Source organism: Streptomyces sp. NBC_00207 (genome assembly GCF_045160965.1).
Lineage (GTDB): Bacteria > Actinomycetota > Actinomycetes > Streptomycetales > Streptomycetaceae > Streptomyces.
The window spans coordinates 9,199,163-9,215,038 of the sequence record NZ_CP130715.1 but is presented as its reverse complement, the minus strand read 5'-3'; the positions used below and the strand labels follow the sequence as shown (position 1 = coordinate 9,215,038).

15 protein-coding genes and 1 tRNA gene are annotated in these 15,876 nt (G+C 72.2%); 8 read left to right on the top strand and 8 right to left on the bottom strand.

The window, feature by feature from the left end:
• Nucleotides 1–90: 90 nt before the first annotated feature.
• The 3 genes from OG472_RS42615 (at nt 91) to OG472_RS42605 (ending at nt 2,447) form a co-directional block, all read left to right on the top strand.
• The gene (locus tag OG472_RS42615; protein WP_405943117.1) at nt 91–1,704 is read left to right on the top strand and encodes an alpha/beta hydrolase; all 1,614 of its coding nucleotides are present in this window, start codon (nt 91–93) and stop codon (nt 1,702–1,704) included.
• A gap of 168 nt (nt 1,705–1,872) precedes the next feature.
• Nucleotides 1,873–1,947, top strand: a tRNA-Trp gene (locus OG472_RS42610).
• 77 nt (nt 1,948–2,024) lie between these two features.
• Nucleotides 2,025–2,447 (top strand): VOC family protein, encoded by a 423-nt coding sequence (locus OG472_RS42605; RefSeq protein ID WP_405834698.1) that lies wholly within the window; start codon nt 2,025–2,027, stop codon nt 2,445–2,447.
• 75 nt (nt 2,448–2,522) lie between these two features.
• Here the strand turns inward: OG472_RS42605 and OG472_RS42600 are convergent, their stop codons facing one another.
• Nucleotides 2,523–3,044: an ATP-binding protein gene (locus OG472_RS42600; RefSeq protein WP_401611439.1), complete on the bottom strand. Its 522-nt coding sequence runs from the start codon at nt 3,042–3,044 to the stop codon at nt 2,523–2,525.
• A gap of 207 nt (nt 3,045–3,251) precedes the next feature.
• On the opposite strand from OG472_RS42600, the gene OG472_RS42595 reads away from it, so the two are divergent.
• Nucleotides 3,252–4,241, top strand: coding sequence for an MsnO8 family LLM class oxidoreductase (locus tag OG472_RS42595; RefSeq protein WP_405943116.1), 990 nt, complete (start codon nt 3,252–3,254; stop codon nt 4,239–4,241).
• A gap of 38 nt (nt 4,242–4,279) precedes the next feature.
• Here OG472_RS42595 and OG472_RS42590 read toward each other — a convergent pair whose 3' ends face one another.
• The 3 genes from OG472_RS42590 to OG472_RS42580 form a co-directional block, all read right to left on the bottom strand.
• Nucleotides 4,280–4,855, bottom strand: coding sequence for a THUMP-like domain-containing protein (locus OG472_RS42590; protein WP_405943115.1), 576 nt, complete (start codon nt 4,853–4,855; stop codon nt 4,280–4,282).
• Nucleotides 4,856–4,888: 33 nt separating this feature from the next.
• Nucleotides 4,889–5,488, bottom strand: a complete 600-nt coding sequence (locus tag OG472_RS42585; protein ID WP_405943114.1) for a hypothetical protein — start codon at nt 5,486–5,488, stop codon at nt 4,889–4,891.
• 83 nt (nt 5,489–5,571) lie between these two features.
• Nucleotides 5,572–6,723 (bottom strand): winged helix DNA-binding domain-containing protein, encoded by a 1,152-nt coding sequence (locus OG472_RS42580; RefSeq protein WP_405943113.1) that lies wholly within the window; start codon nt 6,721–6,723, stop codon nt 5,572–5,574.
• Nucleotides 6,724–6,910: 187 nt separating this feature from the next.
• Between OG472_RS42580 and OG472_RS42575 the strand changes: the two genes are divergently transcribed.
• The gene (locus tag OG472_RS42575; RefSeq protein WP_405943112.1) at nt 6,911–8,401 is read left to right on the top strand and encodes an MFS transporter; all 1,491 of its coding nucleotides are present in this window, start codon (nt 6,911–6,913) and stop codon (nt 8,399–8,401) included.
• Between the two features lie 115 nt (nt 8,402–8,516).
• Here OG472_RS42575 and OG472_RS42570 read toward each other — a convergent pair whose 3' ends face one another.
• Nucleotides 8,517–9,206, bottom strand: coding sequence for a DUF4328 domain-containing protein (locus OG472_RS42570; RefSeq protein WP_405943111.1), 690 nt, complete (start codon nt 9,204–9,206; stop codon nt 8,517–8,519).
• Between the two features lie 372 nt (nt 9,207–9,578).
• On the opposite strand from OG472_RS42570, the gene OG472_RS42565 reads away from it, so the two are divergent.
• Entirely contained in the window at nt 9,579–10,820 is a 1,242-nt protein-coding gene (locus OG472_RS42565; protein WP_405943110.1) for a tryptophan 2,3-dioxygenase family protein, read from the top strand.
• A 79-nt stretch (nt 10,821–10,899) separates the two neighbouring features.
• Here the strand turns inward: OG472_RS42565 and OG472_RS42560 are convergent, their stop codons facing one another.
• Nucleotides 10,900–11,490 (bottom strand): isochorismatase family protein, encoded by a 591-nt coding sequence (locus tag OG472_RS42560; RefSeq protein WP_405943109.1) that lies wholly within the window; start codon nt 11,488–11,490, stop codon nt 10,900–10,902.
• 206 nt (nt 11,491–11,696) lie between these two features.
• On the opposite strand from OG472_RS42560, the gene OG472_RS42555 reads away from it, so the two are divergent.
• A complete protein-coding gene (locus OG472_RS42555) occupies nt 11,697–12,692 on the top strand; it encodes a GlxA family transcriptional regulator (RefSeq protein WP_405943108.1) in 996 nt (331 codons plus the stop codon).
• 72 nt (nt 12,693–12,764) lie between these two features.
• Here OG472_RS42555 and OG472_RS42550 read toward each other — a convergent pair whose 3' ends face one another.
• The gene (locus tag OG472_RS42550) at nt 12,765–14,048 is read right to left on the bottom strand and encodes a hypothetical protein (RefSeq protein WP_405943107.1); all 1,284 of its coding nucleotides are present in this window, start codon (nt 14,046–14,048) and stop codon (nt 12,765–12,767) included.
• Between the two features lie 83 nt (nt 14,049–14,131).
• On the opposite strand from OG472_RS42550, the gene OG472_RS42545 reads away from it, so the two are divergent.
• Entirely contained in the window at nt 14,132–14,842 is a 711-nt protein-coding gene (locus OG472_RS42545) for a 4'-phosphopantetheinyl transferase family protein (RefSeq protein ID WP_401611454.1), read from the top strand.
• Between the two features lie 15 nt (nt 14,843–14,857).
• On the opposite strand, the gene OG472_RS42540 is transcribed toward OG472_RS42545, so the two are convergent.
• The gene (locus OG472_RS42540; protein WP_405943106.1) at nt 14,858–15,796 is read right to left on the bottom strand and encodes an MBL fold metallo-hydrolase; all 939 of its coding nucleotides are present in this window, start codon (nt 15,794–15,796) and stop codon (nt 14,858–14,860) included.
• Between the last annotated feature and the right edge of the window lie 80 nt (nt 15,797–15,876).

Below are 15,876 nucleotides of genomic sequence, written 5' to 3'. Positions count from 1 at the left end.
GCAGGAATCAACTCCTGGTGGGACGACAGGCCGGCGGCCGGCGGCTACGTTGTCGCCCGTTGCGCAACGCCCATGACGGAGGATCGCCGCATGCAGACCCGCTTAGCCCATGGCCCCCGCAAGCCAGTGGTGTGGGGGATATCCCTCGTCCTGATCACGGTCGCCGCGCTCCTGGGGGTCTCGCCCGGGGCCGCGACGGCGACCGGCCTCGCCACCCCGCCCCCGCCCGTGCCCGTTCTGTCGTGGGAGCCCTGTGCCGGCCCGGTAGACGGATTCGAGTGCGCGACCGCCCCGGTGCCGCTGGACTACCGCCAACCCGCCGGGCGTACGATCCCGATCGCCGTCACCCGGCGGGTCGCGGCCGACCCGGCCCGCCGTGCCGGTGTCCTGCTGCTGCACCCCGGCGGACCCGGCAACTCCGGTGTGGACTTCGCCCGTAACAGCTACGCCGCGCTCCCCGCCTCCCTGCGGGACTCCTTCGACGTCGTCGGGTACGACATGCGGGGCGTGGCGCGCAGCGGGCAGGTGGAGTGCTGGAACGATCAGGAGTACTCCGCCGCCGTCGACGCCGCGCGCGGGGTGCCCGGTCCGGGGGCCCTGCAGGGCGCCATCCGGCAGGGCGCCGACTTCGCCAACGCCTGCCGGCAACGCTCGGGGGACCTCGTACCGTTCATCGGCACGGGCTCGAACGCCAAGGACATCGACCTGCTGCGCCAAGCCCTCGGCGAGGAGACGCTCTCCTTCTACGGCCGCTCCTTCGGCAGCTACGTCGGCACCGTCTACGCCGCGCAGTTCCCCCGCCGGGTACGCGCCATGGTCCTGGACGGGGCCTATGACCCGCGGCGCTACGCGGACGTGCCGTACGCCTACGACGGCCCGCAGTTCGTCGCCCTGGACGCGGCGGTCGGCCGGTTCCTGGACTGGTGCGCGCAGAACGCGACCACCTGCGGATTCGGTGAGGGCCGGCCGCGGGAGGCCTTCGAGCAGCTCAAGCGGGCACTGGACAGGGACCCGGTCATCACGGCGAGCGGGCGCCCGGCCACCGGGTACACGCTCGCGTACCGGCTGATGTTCAACATCAACGCGGGCAAGGAGATCTGGCCCGAGCTCGGGCAGGCCCTGCGGGCGGCGCAGGCGCGCCAGGCCACGTTCCTGCTGAACCCGCCCTCCCCCGCGTCGTTCGACTTCCTCAACGTCAACATGGCCGTCGAGTGCGCCGACCGCGTCTATCCGACCAGCCGGCTGCTCCTGGGCGCGCTGGTCGGTGCCCATGTCGCCTCGGCGCCGCTGCTGGGACCCGCCATCGGGCTCGGGCCGCCCACCTACGACCACAACCATGCGCCGACCTGCGCCCAGTGGCCGGCGGAACGCCCGAGCCGCTTCGAGGGCTCCTACCGGGCGGCGGGTTCCGCCCCGATCCTGGTCCTCGGCACGACCGGGGACCCGGACACCCCCTACCAGGACGCCGTGGCCCTGGCAGGGACGCTGGACAACGGGCGGCTGCTGACCTTCGCCGCTGAAGGACACACCGCGTACAACCGGAGCGCGTGCGTCAGCGCCCTGGTCACGGACTACCTGGCCACGCTGGCACTGCCCGCGCGGGGCACCGTCTGCGCGGACGAGACGCCGGCGGGGACGCTCGGCCGCCGCACCGCGGGCGTCGAGGTCGACGAGACGCGCGATGTGATCCCCGCGCTGCGCTGAGCACGTGCGGAGAGGGCGTTCGCAGGGTGCGTGCGGTGGGTGTCGTGTGACAACGGGGGCCGGGCGGGCACCGCACCGGCCGGCTCCCGTGCGCACCGGGCCAGGGTGGAGAGGGTGGCATCAGGGCGGGTCAAGTCGGGTCGGGGTGGCTTAGGATGCCGGGCGGGCGGAGCCGTAGCGCAGAGGTCGACGCGCGCGGTCTCCAAAACCGCGAGGACGCCGGTTCGAATCCGGTCGGTTCCGTCCGCAGACGACCGCCGAGCACATTCGGTGGTGCGCGTCGACGGCCCGTCTGTGGCCGGCACGGGCACACTGGGGACGTGAACGTGAGCGGCGACCTTCTGGCCCGGGCGCGCGTGGCGACCCGGCTTCCCGCCCAGGATCTGGAACGGGCCCGGCGTTTCTACGCCGAGCGGCTCGGTCTGGAGCCTGTCGACGAGCGGCCCGGCGGCCTCCTGTACCGGTGTGGGGGCACGGAGTTCGTGCTGTTCCGGTCTACGGGATCCTCGCCCGGCACGTTCACGCAGATGGCGTTCGAGGTCGACGACCTCACCCGTGTGGTCGCGGAGCTCAAGCGGCTCGGTGTGGTGTTCGAAGACGTCGACGTGCCGGGATTCAAGACGAAGGACTCGATCGCCGAGATCGACGGGAACTACCCGAGCAAGGGAGCCAGGGGCGAGCGCGGCGCCTGGTTCCGTGACAGCGAGGGCAACCTGCTGGGCATCGGCGAACCGGTCGTCTGAAGGCCCTGCGCCCCAATAGCAGGCGCCGTTCGACGAAGCCTGGCTCGCGCTTGTGCGCCCGCGCAGAGGATCACCTCAACTCCTGACGGCCTCTGCGATCCGCAGGGCTGCCTGGGCCGGTGTGAGGTGCGTGGTGTCGACGACCTCGGCCTCGCGGTGCAGCCAGGTGCGGGCCGCCTCGGCGTAGGGCTCGAGGTATTGGAGACGGAATGGGGAGGGGCCGAGCAGAGTGTCCCCCTCGATGCGCCCGCGGAGGGTGTCCTGGTCGGCGTGGAGGACGAAGTGCCGTACGGGGATGGCGTATCGGGCGAGGCCGGTGCTGATCTCGCGCCAGTACTGCTCGACCAGGACCGTCATGGGCATCACCAGGGTGCCGCCGGTGTAGTCGAGTACGCGGCGGGCGGTCTCGACGACGAGCGGCCGCCACGGCGGCCAGTGCTGGAAGTTGTCCGTCCCGGGCAGCCCGGGCGTGATGTCCATGAGCGTCTCGCCGACCTTCTCGGCATCGAACACCCGTGAATCCGGGATCAGTGGCTGCACGAGTGCACTGGTCGTCGTCTTGCCTGCGCCGTGGGTGCCGTTGAGCCATACGATCATGGGACCCGATGCTAGCGCGGTGCGGGCCGCGGGCACGCGAACCGTGCTCGGAGGCATGGAGGGACAACGCATATCCCGTACAGCTGCGGCGTCTTCCAGGACGGCGTCACCCGTCGGGATCAGGTGTCACGCGTCCCGAGACGTCGCCGTGGCGGGAAAGGGATCATCGCCGCCCGCGACCGCGCGCGTGATCCCTATGCTGGCGGCATGCTCGACATACCTGTTTCAGCACTGGAAGTCGCGATGGTCCAGACGGGCACCCGCGCCCTGGAGACCCTGCGGGACACCGCGGCCTTCGCGCAGGGGGTGGAACGGCTGGGCTACCACCGGATCTGGTACGCGGAACACCACCACTCCCCCGCGATCGGCGCGTTCCCGCCCGTGGTGCTGACAGCCCACGCTGCCGCTTCGACCTCGACCATCCGGCTCGGGTCGGGCGGCGTGCTGGCCCCCAATCACGCGCCCCTCACCGTGGCAGAGCAGTTCGGAACGCTGGCCGCCCTGCACGAGGACCGCATCGACCTGGGCATCGGCCGCGGTCCCGGCACCTTCGACGAGGCCACCGCACGGGCACTGCGCCGCGGAGCCGGGCCGGCGACCGATGCCGAGTACCGCGACGACATCACGGCGATCCTCTCGTTCCTGGTCGACGAGGTGGCACTCGGACCGCTGCCCGAGCCATGGCTGCTGGCCTCCAGCCCCGCAGGAGCCGCCCTCGCCGCCGCCCTCGGCCTGCCCGTCGCGCTCGCCCACCACATCCGGCCGGACAACACCCGTGCCGCACTGGAGTGTTACCGGACCCAGTTCACCCCCTCGCGGTGGTGCGAGCGGCCCCGCGTGCTGCTGTGTGTCGAGGCGGTGTGCGCCGAGACCGAAGAGGAAGCCGTCTGGCGGGCAGGGCCGATGAACGTCATCAAAGCGGGGCTCCTCAAGGGACTGAGCGAAACACCCTTCCCCACGCCCGAGCAGGCCGCCACCCACCCGTTCACGGCCGAGGAGCGGCAGGCGCTGGCGGGCTTCCGTGCGCAGCAGGCCGTCGGGACGCCGGAGAGCGTCGTGAACCGGCTGGCGCAACTGGCCGGTGAGACGGGGGCGGACGAGCTGATGCTGACCACGCCCGTCTACGACCTCCGTGACCGCCTCCACTCCTACGAGCTCATCAGGAAGTACTCCGGAGCCGCCGCGACCGTGCCCTAGGAACACCGCCGGGACGGTGCCCGCGCCTCGTCTGCCGTTCAGGGCGTGTGCGCGGCAGGGGCGGGGTCGGTGATCAGCATGGCGGGGCGGGATGCGGGCCCGGTGATGAACACCGTTGCCGCCCGGGGGTCCTGGGGAGTGAGGTCGTGGTGGAACGCGTCCGCTTCGATCTGCAGGCCATGAACCACCGCCACCGTCACCCGTCCGATCGTGCGCCCGCGCAGCGCTGCCTGCAGCCCGGCGCTGTCGAACGGCAGTACCTCCGTGACCTCGTACGCGGTTGCGAAGGGGGTGGGGCGCAGTCCGTCGGAGGTCAGGAGCGTGCCGGCCTCGTCCACGAGGCTGGCGGCGAGGTCCTCGGAGAGCTCGGCGAGGAGACGGGCATGGATGACGGCGGGGTCCGGTGCGTAGAGGTAGCGGCCGACCGGGCGCACTGCCGGATGCGGCAGGCCGCGTCCGGTGAGGGACGCGCGGGCGGGCAGCAGGGTGGCTTTTCGTACCGTGGTGGGCCAGGAGGTGCGCATTCCGTCGAGGCCGAACCACAAGACCGCCTCCTGGATGTGCCCGTCGTGGGAGATCCACTCGGCCTCGTGGGCCCGGCCGAGGTCGGGCACGGCCTGGTCGGGAACACCCGGTGCCAGCCTGATTCAGCCCGCCCCGGTCGTGTGCAGCCGCTCCAGTGCCCAGGACAGCGGCGGGTCGTACCGCTCGGGGTCGTGGTCCCCGTCCGGGCCGGCGTGCCGCATCAGGTCGATGAAGACGGCCTCGCCCTGGCTGTCGAACGTGGTGACGTCCGCGCAGGTCAGGTCGAGCATCGGCTCGTCCATCCCGGTCCGGTTCGCCGCGGCGACCTCGACGGTCAGCCGGTCCCCGTCGACCGCGCTGGTGGCGTGCGACCAGCCCAGTACGTGGGCGTCCGCACCACTGCCGAGACTCATCGCGTCGATCATCACGACACCGAGCTCGTCCAGGACGCGGTCCAGTTTGTAGTCGGACACGGCCAGGTGGGACGACAGCGCCACGCTGTCCGGGGTGAAGTACAGGTGGGGCGCGTGCCTGCCGAACTTCGCCGCGGCGAGCCGCCGCAGCCGTACCTGTTCCCGGGCCGCCGCCAGCAGCTCGGCAGGATGGGCCCGGCGCAGGCCGGCCGGCGTCGCGGGCTCCTCGGCGGGGCCGGTGTCCTGGAGGGCGGCCAGCAGGGTCTGGCCCTCGTCGGTCAGCAGGGCCCGGAACGTGGCGAGATCCATCCGGTCATTCAAGCAGGGGCCTGTCCGCCCCCTGGTGGGCAGCCTCCCGCCGTGCCTCGGGGCGGGGGCGGCGAGGTCGCCGGTCAGAGCATTCGTACGTCGGTGTCGGGGAGTTTGGCCCACCAGTGGTGGTAGCGGCTGTAGACCGCCCTCTCGCGGTCGTCGAGGAGGGCCGTCAGGGAGTGGGCTTCTGCGGCGAGCCCGTCCCAGGCCGCGGCTGGCAGGGGATGGAAGGCCGTGGCCTCGATGCCGCCCTGCAGCGGTCGCCACACGCCGGCGACGTGGCCGTCCACCAGCAGGGTGGGCAGTACGTCGCCGTTGCGGCGGATCACCAGGGGGCGGTAGGCCGGGGGTATCACGCGGCTGCGGTCGGCGTAGGCCAGCAGGATGCTGTCCCACATGGCCATGAGCCGGGGAGGGGCGGGGGTTTCGGCGGGTGGCCGCAGGGCGCCCGGGAGGTCGAAGAGGGTGCCGCCGTCCGGTCCCCGGAGCTGCTCGACCACAGCGTCCAGGGCGCGGAGTGCCGCGCGCACGTCCGTCCGCTTCACCAGGGCGAACTGCGCCACGTCCGCGACCGATGCGGGTCCGAATCCCGCCAGATAGCGCAGGATCAGGACCTGCAGCGCTTCGGTCTCCGCTGCCCGGTCCGCGGGAACGGGCAGGGCAACGGGCACGGTTCCGGTTCCGGCCGCGACGAAGGAGGGGCGGAGGCCGAAGGACCACGGCGCATCCGTCGGTGCGTGGTGCAGGGGCGCGTACGCCTTCAGCCCCCACCACGCCCCGTCCCTCTGCCCGGCGCCGAGCCGCTCCCCGGTCCATGCCTGCATCTCGGCCGAGGTCCGCGGCCGTCGGGCGAAGGCCAGCAGATCCGGCAGCAGTTCTCCGGCGTCGGCGGGGGTCAGCCCGGCGACGGCGAAGCGGGCGCCGAGGCGGGAGGCGTACAGCGTGGGCTCCATCGCCGTGCGGAAGACCGGGTAGTCCTCGGCGTGCACGGCGTGCAGGGTGATCCGCATCAGGGTCGCCTTGACCACCGACCGCCCGGTGAAGGCCGCGTCGAGGTCGGCCGGGGTGAAAGCGGCGAGCCGGTTCCACAGGGCGAGGTAGGGCGAGGCCGGGTGCTGTGCCTGGAGGGCGACCACGCGCCGCACCCCTTCGGGTACGGTCAGCGGCTCGCGGTTCAGCAGCAACTGGCGGCCCAAAGTTGCCCGGTTGAGTTCACGCGCGGTGATCGTCACAGTGCAGGATTGTGCCCTGTGGCGCTCCCCCGCCGGCGCCCGGCCCCGTCTCCTGGCCGATGGCGGCGGCTTCCCCCTCGACCGCAGGCCCTCGGCCGCAAGGCCGGGCGCGCGCCGGGCGGCGGGCCCTCGGTGGCCGCGGCCGGACTGCGGGGTGTGGCGGGGCGTTCCACAATGGGACGTGGGCATGCGTGCGGGCATCGGCGGTGTCCTGGCGGTGTCGGCTGAGAGGAACGCCCTCATGCGCGCTGAGTCCTCGGCGGCCGCACGGAGGACGGGGGCCTTCGTTGCCGTCGCCGTCGCGCTGTTCTGCATCCAGCTCGACTTCTTCGCCCTCAACCTCGCCCTTCCCGGAATCGCGGCGGAGCTCGGCGTCACGGTGTCGGCCGCGCAGTGGACCCTGTCCGCGTACATGCTCGCCATCGGCTGCTTCTTCATCATCGGCGGCCGGGTAGGGGACGTCTTCGGACGGCGGGGCACCCTGCTGGCCGGGACCGCCCTGTTCACGGCCGGTTCCGTGGGCTGCGCGCTGGCTCCCGGCCTGGGCTGGCTGGTGGCGGCCCGGATCGCGCAGGGGGTGGGCGCGGCGTTCGTCTTCCCGGTGTCGGTGTCCGTGATCACCAACACGTTTCCCGAGGAGAGCCGCGCCAGGGCCCTGGGCGCCGTGTTCGGCATCGCCAACATCGGAACCGCGCTCGGGCCCTTCGTGGGCGGCGGGTTCACCGAGGGGCCGGGCTGGCGGTGGATCTTCTGGCTGATGGCGCCGCTGAGTCTTCTCTCGCTGCTCGTCGCTCTCGTGTACGTACCGGATTCGCGCGACACGTCGGCGCCGCGCGAGCTGGACCTCCTGGGCTGCGCGCTGGTCGTGTGCGCGCTGGCCGCCCTCACCCTGGCGGTGGAGCGCGGGGACGCCTGGGGCTGGACGAGTGCCCGTACCCTCGGTTTCTTCGCGGTGGCGGTGGCGGCCGGCGCGCTGTTCGTGGTGCGTGAGCGGCTGGCCCGGCATCCGCTGATCGATCTGCGGCTGTTCCGCAACGTCCCGTACGTCCTGGTGACCGGGATGGGCTCGCTCTCGAACATGGGCTACGGCGTCACCGTCTTCCTCTCCACGCTCTACCTCCAGGGCGTACGCGGGCTCTCGCCGCTCCTGGCCGGGACGGTCTTCCTTGCCCCGGCCCTGCTGGTGGCCCTCAGCGGGCCGCTCGGGGCGCGGCTGGCCCGGTACATGCGGCCGACCGCGGTGATGGCGCTCGCGGGGGCCGTCGCGGGCACGGGGATGTACGCACTGGCGCAGGTCGGCGCCTGGTGGCTGTACGTGCCGGTGTTCGCGTGGTGCGGCCTGGGTCTGGGGCTGGGCTGGACGTTCTCCAGCGTGGCGACGCAGCAGGTCGTCGCGCCGGCCAGGGCCGGGGAGGCATCGGGGGTGCTGCTGACGTTCCTGGTCACGCTGGGTGCGATCGCCCTGGCCGGCACGGCGGCTGCTATCTCGGCGATGACTCCGGAGCGCCCGCCCGAGGAGGCCTACGACGCGATCCTGCAGCTGGGCGGGGTGGTCATCCTCGCGACGGCGGTGGTCGTCATGGCCGTACGCCACCGGCTCGTGCTGCTCGGCAGGATCGCCCCGCTGTCGATGCGGGCCCCCGAGGGTGCCGGGCGGGAACCGGGCCGACGGCCCTGACCTCCGCCGGCCGGTCGACCGCGCCCGGCGACGGGCTCAGGGGCCGGCTCCGGGCAGCGGGCTCAGGGACCGGCTCCGGGCGGGGGTCGGCCCGCACCGGGCGGCAGGCGGCGCCTCAGGAGGTGCGGCGCCGGAGCATCGACGTCAGGCGGACGGCGAAGTGGATCGCGGCCGCGGCCGCGACGATGTCCAGGACGTCGGCCGCGAGCAGCAGCACCGTGGCCTCCCGCAGGTCCGGAAACGCCTCGGCGCGGCCGTACATCCACCCGGTGTACTGGTTGAACGCTCCCGAGACGGTGAACAGCCCCCACCACAGGCCCACCGGCCAGAACGCCGCCCTGGCCGGCTGCCCCGGGGCCTGGGCCTGGGCCGGTACGCAGACGCCCCACATGTCCAGGGCGATCCGGAACGGCCTCCAGAGGTTGACCACCGGGAACAGCCAGGCTCCGATCGCCCATCCGGTTCCGATGCGCAGGCGGTCCGGTGCGAGCGCCACCGCACTGCGGTACATCCGGTGGAACCAGGCGATGAACACGATGCCGCAGACGATGACGGCCTGGCCCTGGAACATCGCGGCACGCCGGTACAGGGTGTCGGCGGCGTCCCAGTCCTCCATGGAGGCGTAGGCGAAGCCGCCTTCCCAGTCGAGCAGGTAGTAGGCCCGCGTCCCGGCGTACAGGGAGAACAGGTCGGTCAGGATGACCGCGGCCAGCAGCACCACCACGGCGGCCGACAGGAGCCGCGGCGCCTGCGGTGTCCGGGCCGGCAGGGACGGGCGTGGCTTCAACCGGCTGGTTGCGGACATGACGAGGGACCCCCCACGGGTACGGAGTTGAGAGACGTCGCTCACCAGATTGGGAGCGTCGGGGGACGATACGCCGTCCGGAGCCGCTGCGTCCATCGCGTACTCGCAGGTCGGAGGTGACAAGGGCGGTGCGGCGGGTTTTCGTCCGGGACGGTGGCACCCCCCCGGGCCGGGGACTGCATGCCCAGCCGTCGCCATGTGTCAAGACACGAATATGCGAGACATGACGCGAGGGCTTTCCCTCACGCCTACTGAAATCTCCTGCCTCGCCCGGAGCGTGTGAGGCCCGCCAGAGCGAGGAGACGATGGGTGATGAATTCCGAATGCCGTGCACAGCAGTGTGCAGATCAGCCTCGCGTCGGGCCGTGCGCATTGACCTTCGAGGAAGTGGAGCGGTGGGCGGCCGCCGGCCACGTGGACGGTGATCTGGACGGGATTCACCTGGCCCGTGCGATCACGGAGGAGGTGAGGCGGGCTGGGAAGCACTTTCTGCCGCAGCCATTCCTGTCTCGGCTGAGTGAGATCCGGGGCCGGCACGCCACGGACCGCCGGCCCCTTCTCCGGGCTTTTCTCGACTGCCTGCTCGACAAGCACGAGGACCGTTACTGGAACCGGACGTATCTTTCCCTGCCGCTGCTGGAGCTCATCATGGACGAGCCCGGGCATGCGCCGGGGCCGAACCGGGTGGCGACCTGGCTCATATCCGACGTGGCGCGCTACGAGATGCAGACCGCGTCCGCGCCGCAGGAACCGGCGGACGCCGACCGGGACCGGCCCGGGGCGGCGACCTTGCGCAAGCGGCTGCGTCACGCCCTGCGGTTCGTGGCGCAGGACCACGAGGGGCTGGACGTCGACGGACCGGACGCCGAGGACCTGACCCGGCAGACGGCCGACCTGCTCCCCCGGCCCGCTGCGACGGATGCGGGGCGCTGGTTCGACGTGACGGTGCAGCCCGTGTACGTGCTGCACGACGAGTACTTCTTCATGCGCGTCCTCCAGGCCCACGAGATGGTGTTCACGGCGATCGCGCAGGACATGCGGGCTGCGATCGCGGCGTTGCGCGACGGCTGCCTGGAACCGGCGGCCACCTGTGTGGACCGGGCGGCCGCCTCGTTCGAGCGGGCCTCGGCGCTGTTCCGGCTGGTCGCGACGATGCGGCCGGAGCACTTCTCCGGATTCCGGGAGTTCACTCAGGGCGCGAGCGCGATTCAGTCCGAGCAGTACAAGCGGTTCGAGATCCTGTGCGGCCTTCCGCCCGCCGAGCGTCTGGGGTCGGCGGCGTTCACGAGTGTTCCGGCCGTACGGGCCGAGGCGCACGACGCGGGCCATGACACGGTCGCGCGTGCGTACCTCGACCTCCGCCGCAGGGCCCGTTTCAGCTGGACGGACTGGAACCTCTTCCACACCGCGCTGAGCCGGCTGGAGGAGCGGCACCAGAGGTGGAAGTCCACGCACCGCAGCCTCGCCGCGCGGATGCTCGGCAGTGCGCGCGGGTCGGGTGACACCGAGGGTGTGCCCTACCTGACGCAGTGTCTGGACAACAGGCTGTTCGGGCAGTTGAGCGGGCAGCGCGACCCGCGGTGCGGGCAGGACCGGGCCGGTACGGGCGACTGACCGCACGGGCGGGCGGCCCCTCCGGCCGGTCCGGTGTCCTGACCGCGCCGGCGGACGGCCCCTCCGGCTCCGTCGCAGCTCAGCCCAGCGCCGCGGCGGTCGGCACGACCACGCCCCACAGGTCCTCGACGGTGGCGAGCGCGCCGTCGTGGAGCCGGGCGGCCGACACTTCGACGCCGGCAGCCCGCAGGGGGCGGGTGGCGCAGGCGTCCGCGACCACGGTCGGCCGGTTGCCGCGCAGGAACGCGCCGGCTGCCGTGTACTGCACGCACATGTGGGTCATGAATCCGGCGATGACGAGGTCGGTGTTGCCGGCCTTGTCCACCACCTCGCCCAGGTTCGTCTCGTGGAAGGCGTCGGGGGTGGTCTTCACGACGGTCTCCTCGCCGTCGGCGGGTGCCACGCCGGGGTGGATCCGGCCGATCTCGGCGCGGATGTCGTAGGGGGTGCCCTCGCCGCCGTCGTTGACGACGTGGACGACGGTTGCGCCCGCCTGGCGGGCCCGGGCCAGCAGTGCGGCGGCGGCGTCCAGTGCCTCCTGCCAGCCCTCGAGCTCCATCACGCCGCGGGTGTAGGTGTTCTGGTAGTCGATCAGGACCACGGTCGCGCCGGCGAGGGAGGCCGGGCTCTGGTCGAAGCCGTTGAGTTCGCGCAGGGTCGTCACAGGCATGCTGCACCTTTTCGCATCACGTATCGGAAGGGGTCGGGGGGCCACGCGTGGTGGCGCACCGCCAACGCTACGAACCGCACCCGCATGGCGGCAATGTCAGGTAACTTGCAGATACGGACACCGATGTGTTCCTGTGCCCCCGGCCCCGGGGGGCGGCAGCCGCTCCCCCGCCTTCGCCCCGCCCCTCCGAATGGACGGATATCGCTGTGAGCAGCCTGAACCGGTTGATCGTCGTGCTCCTCTTCGACGGCGTCGACCTGCTCGACGTCACCGGTCCCCCGGAGGTGTTCGCCCTGCTGCGGCGGGAGACCGGCAGCGCGCAGGGCTATCACGTCGTGCTGGCCGCCGAGACGATGGAGGCGGTCACCACCTCCGCCGGGGTACGGATCCTGCCCGACCTCACCTTCGCCGACGCGGCCGCGCGCAGCATCGACACCCTGATGGTTCCCGGCTCGGTCGAGGTCGACGGCCTCGACCGCGTCCATGCCGTCACCGATCCGGCCGTGGTGCACTGGGTGAAGGAGCTGGCGGGCAGGTCCCGGCGCATCGCGTCGGTGTGCGTGGGGGCGCATCTGCTGGCGGCCGCCGGGCTCCTGGACGGCAAGCGCGCCACGACCCACTGGTCGACCGCGCAGCAGCTCGCCGCCGACCACCCGGCGGTCGAGGTCGACGCCGACCCCATCTTCATCCGCGACCAGGACGTGTGGACGGGGGCGGGGATCACCGCGTGCCTGGACCTGTCGCTGGCACTGGTCGCCGAGGACTTCGGCGAGGCGGTCGCCCTGCGCGTCGCAAGGCAGTTGGTGATGTACCTCAAGCGTCCCAGCGGGCAGAGCCAGTTCAGCGTTCCGATCGAGCCCGTCTCCACGACGCGGCGCATGGACGACCTCCGGCACTACATCACCGGCAACATCACCGGCCGGCTCTCCGTCACCGATCTCGCCGAACACGCCCATGTCAGCGAACGGCAGCTCACCCGCATCTTCAAGACCGAACTGGGCATGACCCCGGCCGCCTACATCGAATCGGCCCGCGTCGAAGTGGCCCGCAACCAGCTCGAGTCCACCGACGACACCCTGGAACGGGTGGCCTCGGCGTGCGGCTTCAACACCCCCGACACCCTGATCCGCGCGTTCCGCCGGAAACTGAACACCACCCCGACCGAGTACCGCAGCCGCTTCCGGCACACCCGCCACCCCTGACCGTCCGGATGGACGGACAGGGGCTGCCACCCGGCCCGCGAGACGGCCGCCCCACCGTGTCGTTCCCGGGTACTACCCGTGAAGGGCGCGGGGGCGGTCGGCGGTGCGCAGCGCCTGCAGCCGCTGCTCGGCAAGGAGCAGGTGACGGGGATCCGCCAAGGGCAAGGCACCCAGGAGAGCGACCAGCCCGGGCCCGGAGTCCAGCGCCAGAGCCCGGTCCCTGACCTGACCCCAGCAGTGGAGGGCACCGGCCGCCGCTGCGTGCACCTCCGGGGCGCCGGCACCCTGACGGGCCAGGCGGGCCTGGCCGGCGCCGATCCACAGCCGGGTGGCCAACGGGAAGTCACCCGCCATCCGCGCCAGATCAGCACGGATCTCCCCCCACCCGGTCGCCTCCGAGGAGGCGTGCCCGCAGGCCTGCAGCACGTACTCCTCCCACGCCTGAGCGAGCCTCGCCGCCTCCACGTGACGGCCTGCCGTGGCCAGCGCATGGATGTAAGGCCGCGGATCCCCACCGGAGACGGGAACCGGCCCGCCCGTCTCAGGGTCCGGCCCGGCGATCGGCGCGGAGGGGGAGGCGGGGACGGAGCCGGGGACGGGGTGCTGCGGCGGCTGGGGAGGTTCGGACGGATGGGACTGCCGGGGGTGGCGAGGCTCCTGCTGTGGGCCCGTACGCATGCCGAGCTCGCGGGCGGTCGGCAGGACCACGGTCCCCGGGGGCAGCGCCGCGGCCGAAACCGCCAGGGCATGCAGCTGGACATTGCCGGGCCGGCCGGGGCCGCGGCGCAGCTGGTCGATCCAGTGCCGGGTGTATCCGCTCACCGCGGCGCCCGCCGCCGGGGCGAATGCCGGCGGGCAGATCACCCCGTACACCTCCACCGAGGGCGAGGCCGGCAGACTGCCGTACTCCTGCAGCAGCGGCCAGGCCTCCTTGTCCGCGGCCAGATCGAGGAGCACCGTCGTCATCCCGGCAGGGCGGGTCCGCAGTTCGCTGCCCAGCCACTCCCACGGCAGCGAGGTGTAGCGCACCGAGGCCGCGGTCGTACCGGCCAGCGCAAGGTGCAGACGCCGGCCCCGACGGTCCACCGTGAGACGGCCCGAAAGGTAGACCAGCAAGGGGCCCGGCGTGGCGGCAGCCGTACGCAGCCGCGTCAGCACCGTGTTCGGATCACGCGCCCCGTCGAGACAGACCGTGTCACTGGGAAGGCCGCTGTCCAACAAGGCGGAAGCGGGCACCATCGCCAGGGCGGCAAGGTTCGCGCTCGGCGCCAGCTGCACCGTGCGCCGCCGCACAGCCACATCACCCGCTATCAGCAGCACGTGCCCTCGCTGCTGCTCCCATGCGTTCAAGTGCATATGCAGACCGTACTCACACCGCCCGCGCCATGAAGAACAGTAGGGCACACCGTGATCCGACCGGCTGGACTACCCTCGGTCAGGTGATCGAGCAAGTGAACCAACTCGGCAGCCGGACACCGCGGACCGGGCCGCCGCCCACGGGCGCGGGTGTGTCCGTGTGGTCCTGGAAGACCACGGCGGACGTCGTCGGCGGACGCCCCGTCCAGGAGGCGGGCACGGTACTCGACGCGGACGAACGCGCCCGGGCCGCAGGCATGGTCCGGCCAGCCGACCGCCACCGCTACCTCGCCTCGCATCTCGGACTGCGCGTCCTCCTCGGCAGCTGCCTGGGGCTGGCCCCGCAGGACGTACGCCTGATCCGGGAAGACTGCCCGTGCTGCGGCGCCCCACACGGCCGCCCCGCCGTAGCCGGCGCCGCCCTCCACTTCTCCCTCTCCCACAGCGGCGACATGGCCTACCTCGCCCTTGCCGCACAACCCGTCGGCGTCGACATCGAGGAGATCCCGAGCCCGCAGGCGGTGGCCGACGTCATCAACGTCCTGCACCCGGCGGAGACCGCAGAGCTGAACGCCCTCGCCATCGGACAACGCCCCCTCGCACTCGCCCGCCTGTGGGCCCGTAAGGAAGCCGTCCTCAAAGCCACCGGCACCGGCCTCGCTGAGGGCCTCGCCCACCCCTACGTCGGCACCCACCCCACTCCCACGCACCCGCCCGGCTGGACCCTCACCGACCTCCCGGCCCCCGATGACTACAGAGCCGCCCTCGCCACCGCCGCCACCACCACGACCTAGGCGGGGGCGGTCGCGTCAGGAGTGTTGCGGGGCGGCCGTGTCGTGGGAAGCCGACCAGGGGGCCCAGCCGGCGGGGGCGAAGGCGTCGGCGGTGGCGCGGACGTTCAGGGCGCCCGGACCGGCGAAGTGGGCGGGGACGACCAGTTCCCTCTCGTCCGCTGCCCGTTGCAGGACGCGCCGGCGGCTGGCCGCCGCCTGTACCGGGTCCAGGCAGAAGCAGCTGTTGCAGGAGGGCTGGACGATCTGCACCGGGCTGTGCATGAGGTCCCCGACGAACACGGCCCGTTCACCTTGGGATTCCAGGCGCAGGACGGATGAGCCGGGGGTGTGGCCGGGGGCCGGCTCCAGGGTGAGGTGTTCGTCGATGCGGTGGGTGCCGTCCCACAGCAGGGCCTGTCCGGCCCGGTGGACCGGCGCGATGCTGTCCTCGTAGACCAGGCCGTCGTCCGGGTTCCGTCCCTTTCCACGGGAGTTGCCGGGCCCGAAGTGGAAGTCGTCCGCCGCGGGGATGAGGTAGCGGGCGTGGGGGAAGGTCGGGGCCCACTCTCCGCCCACGTCGTGGGTGTTCCAGCCGACGTGATCGGCGTGGAGGTGGGTGTTGACGACGATGTCGACGTCCTCCGGGTGGACTCCGACGCCGGCCAGGGCGCCCAGGAAGTCGGTCTGCCAGTGGTGGAAATGGGGGCTGTGGGGGCGTTCGCGGCCGTTGCCGACCCCGGTGTCGATCAGGATGGTCTGTCCGGCACTGCGCAGGACCCAGGACTGCAGGGCCATCACCGCCTGGCCCTGCTCCGGCTCCCAGTGGTCCGGAGCCAGCCAGTGCCCGTTGTCCTCCCACACCCGTGCGGAGTCCGGCACCAACTCGTGGGCGGAGGTGAAGAAGCCCTGCCACTCGCGGACGCGGATCACTTCGACATCGCCCAGCCAGATCGACTGCGTGTTCTCATTCGTCATGCCCCGACCCTAGGAAGAAGCCGGTGAGCTCCTCAATGCCCGCCCGGCTCACACGGATACGCGGGCGTCTCATGCGGGGC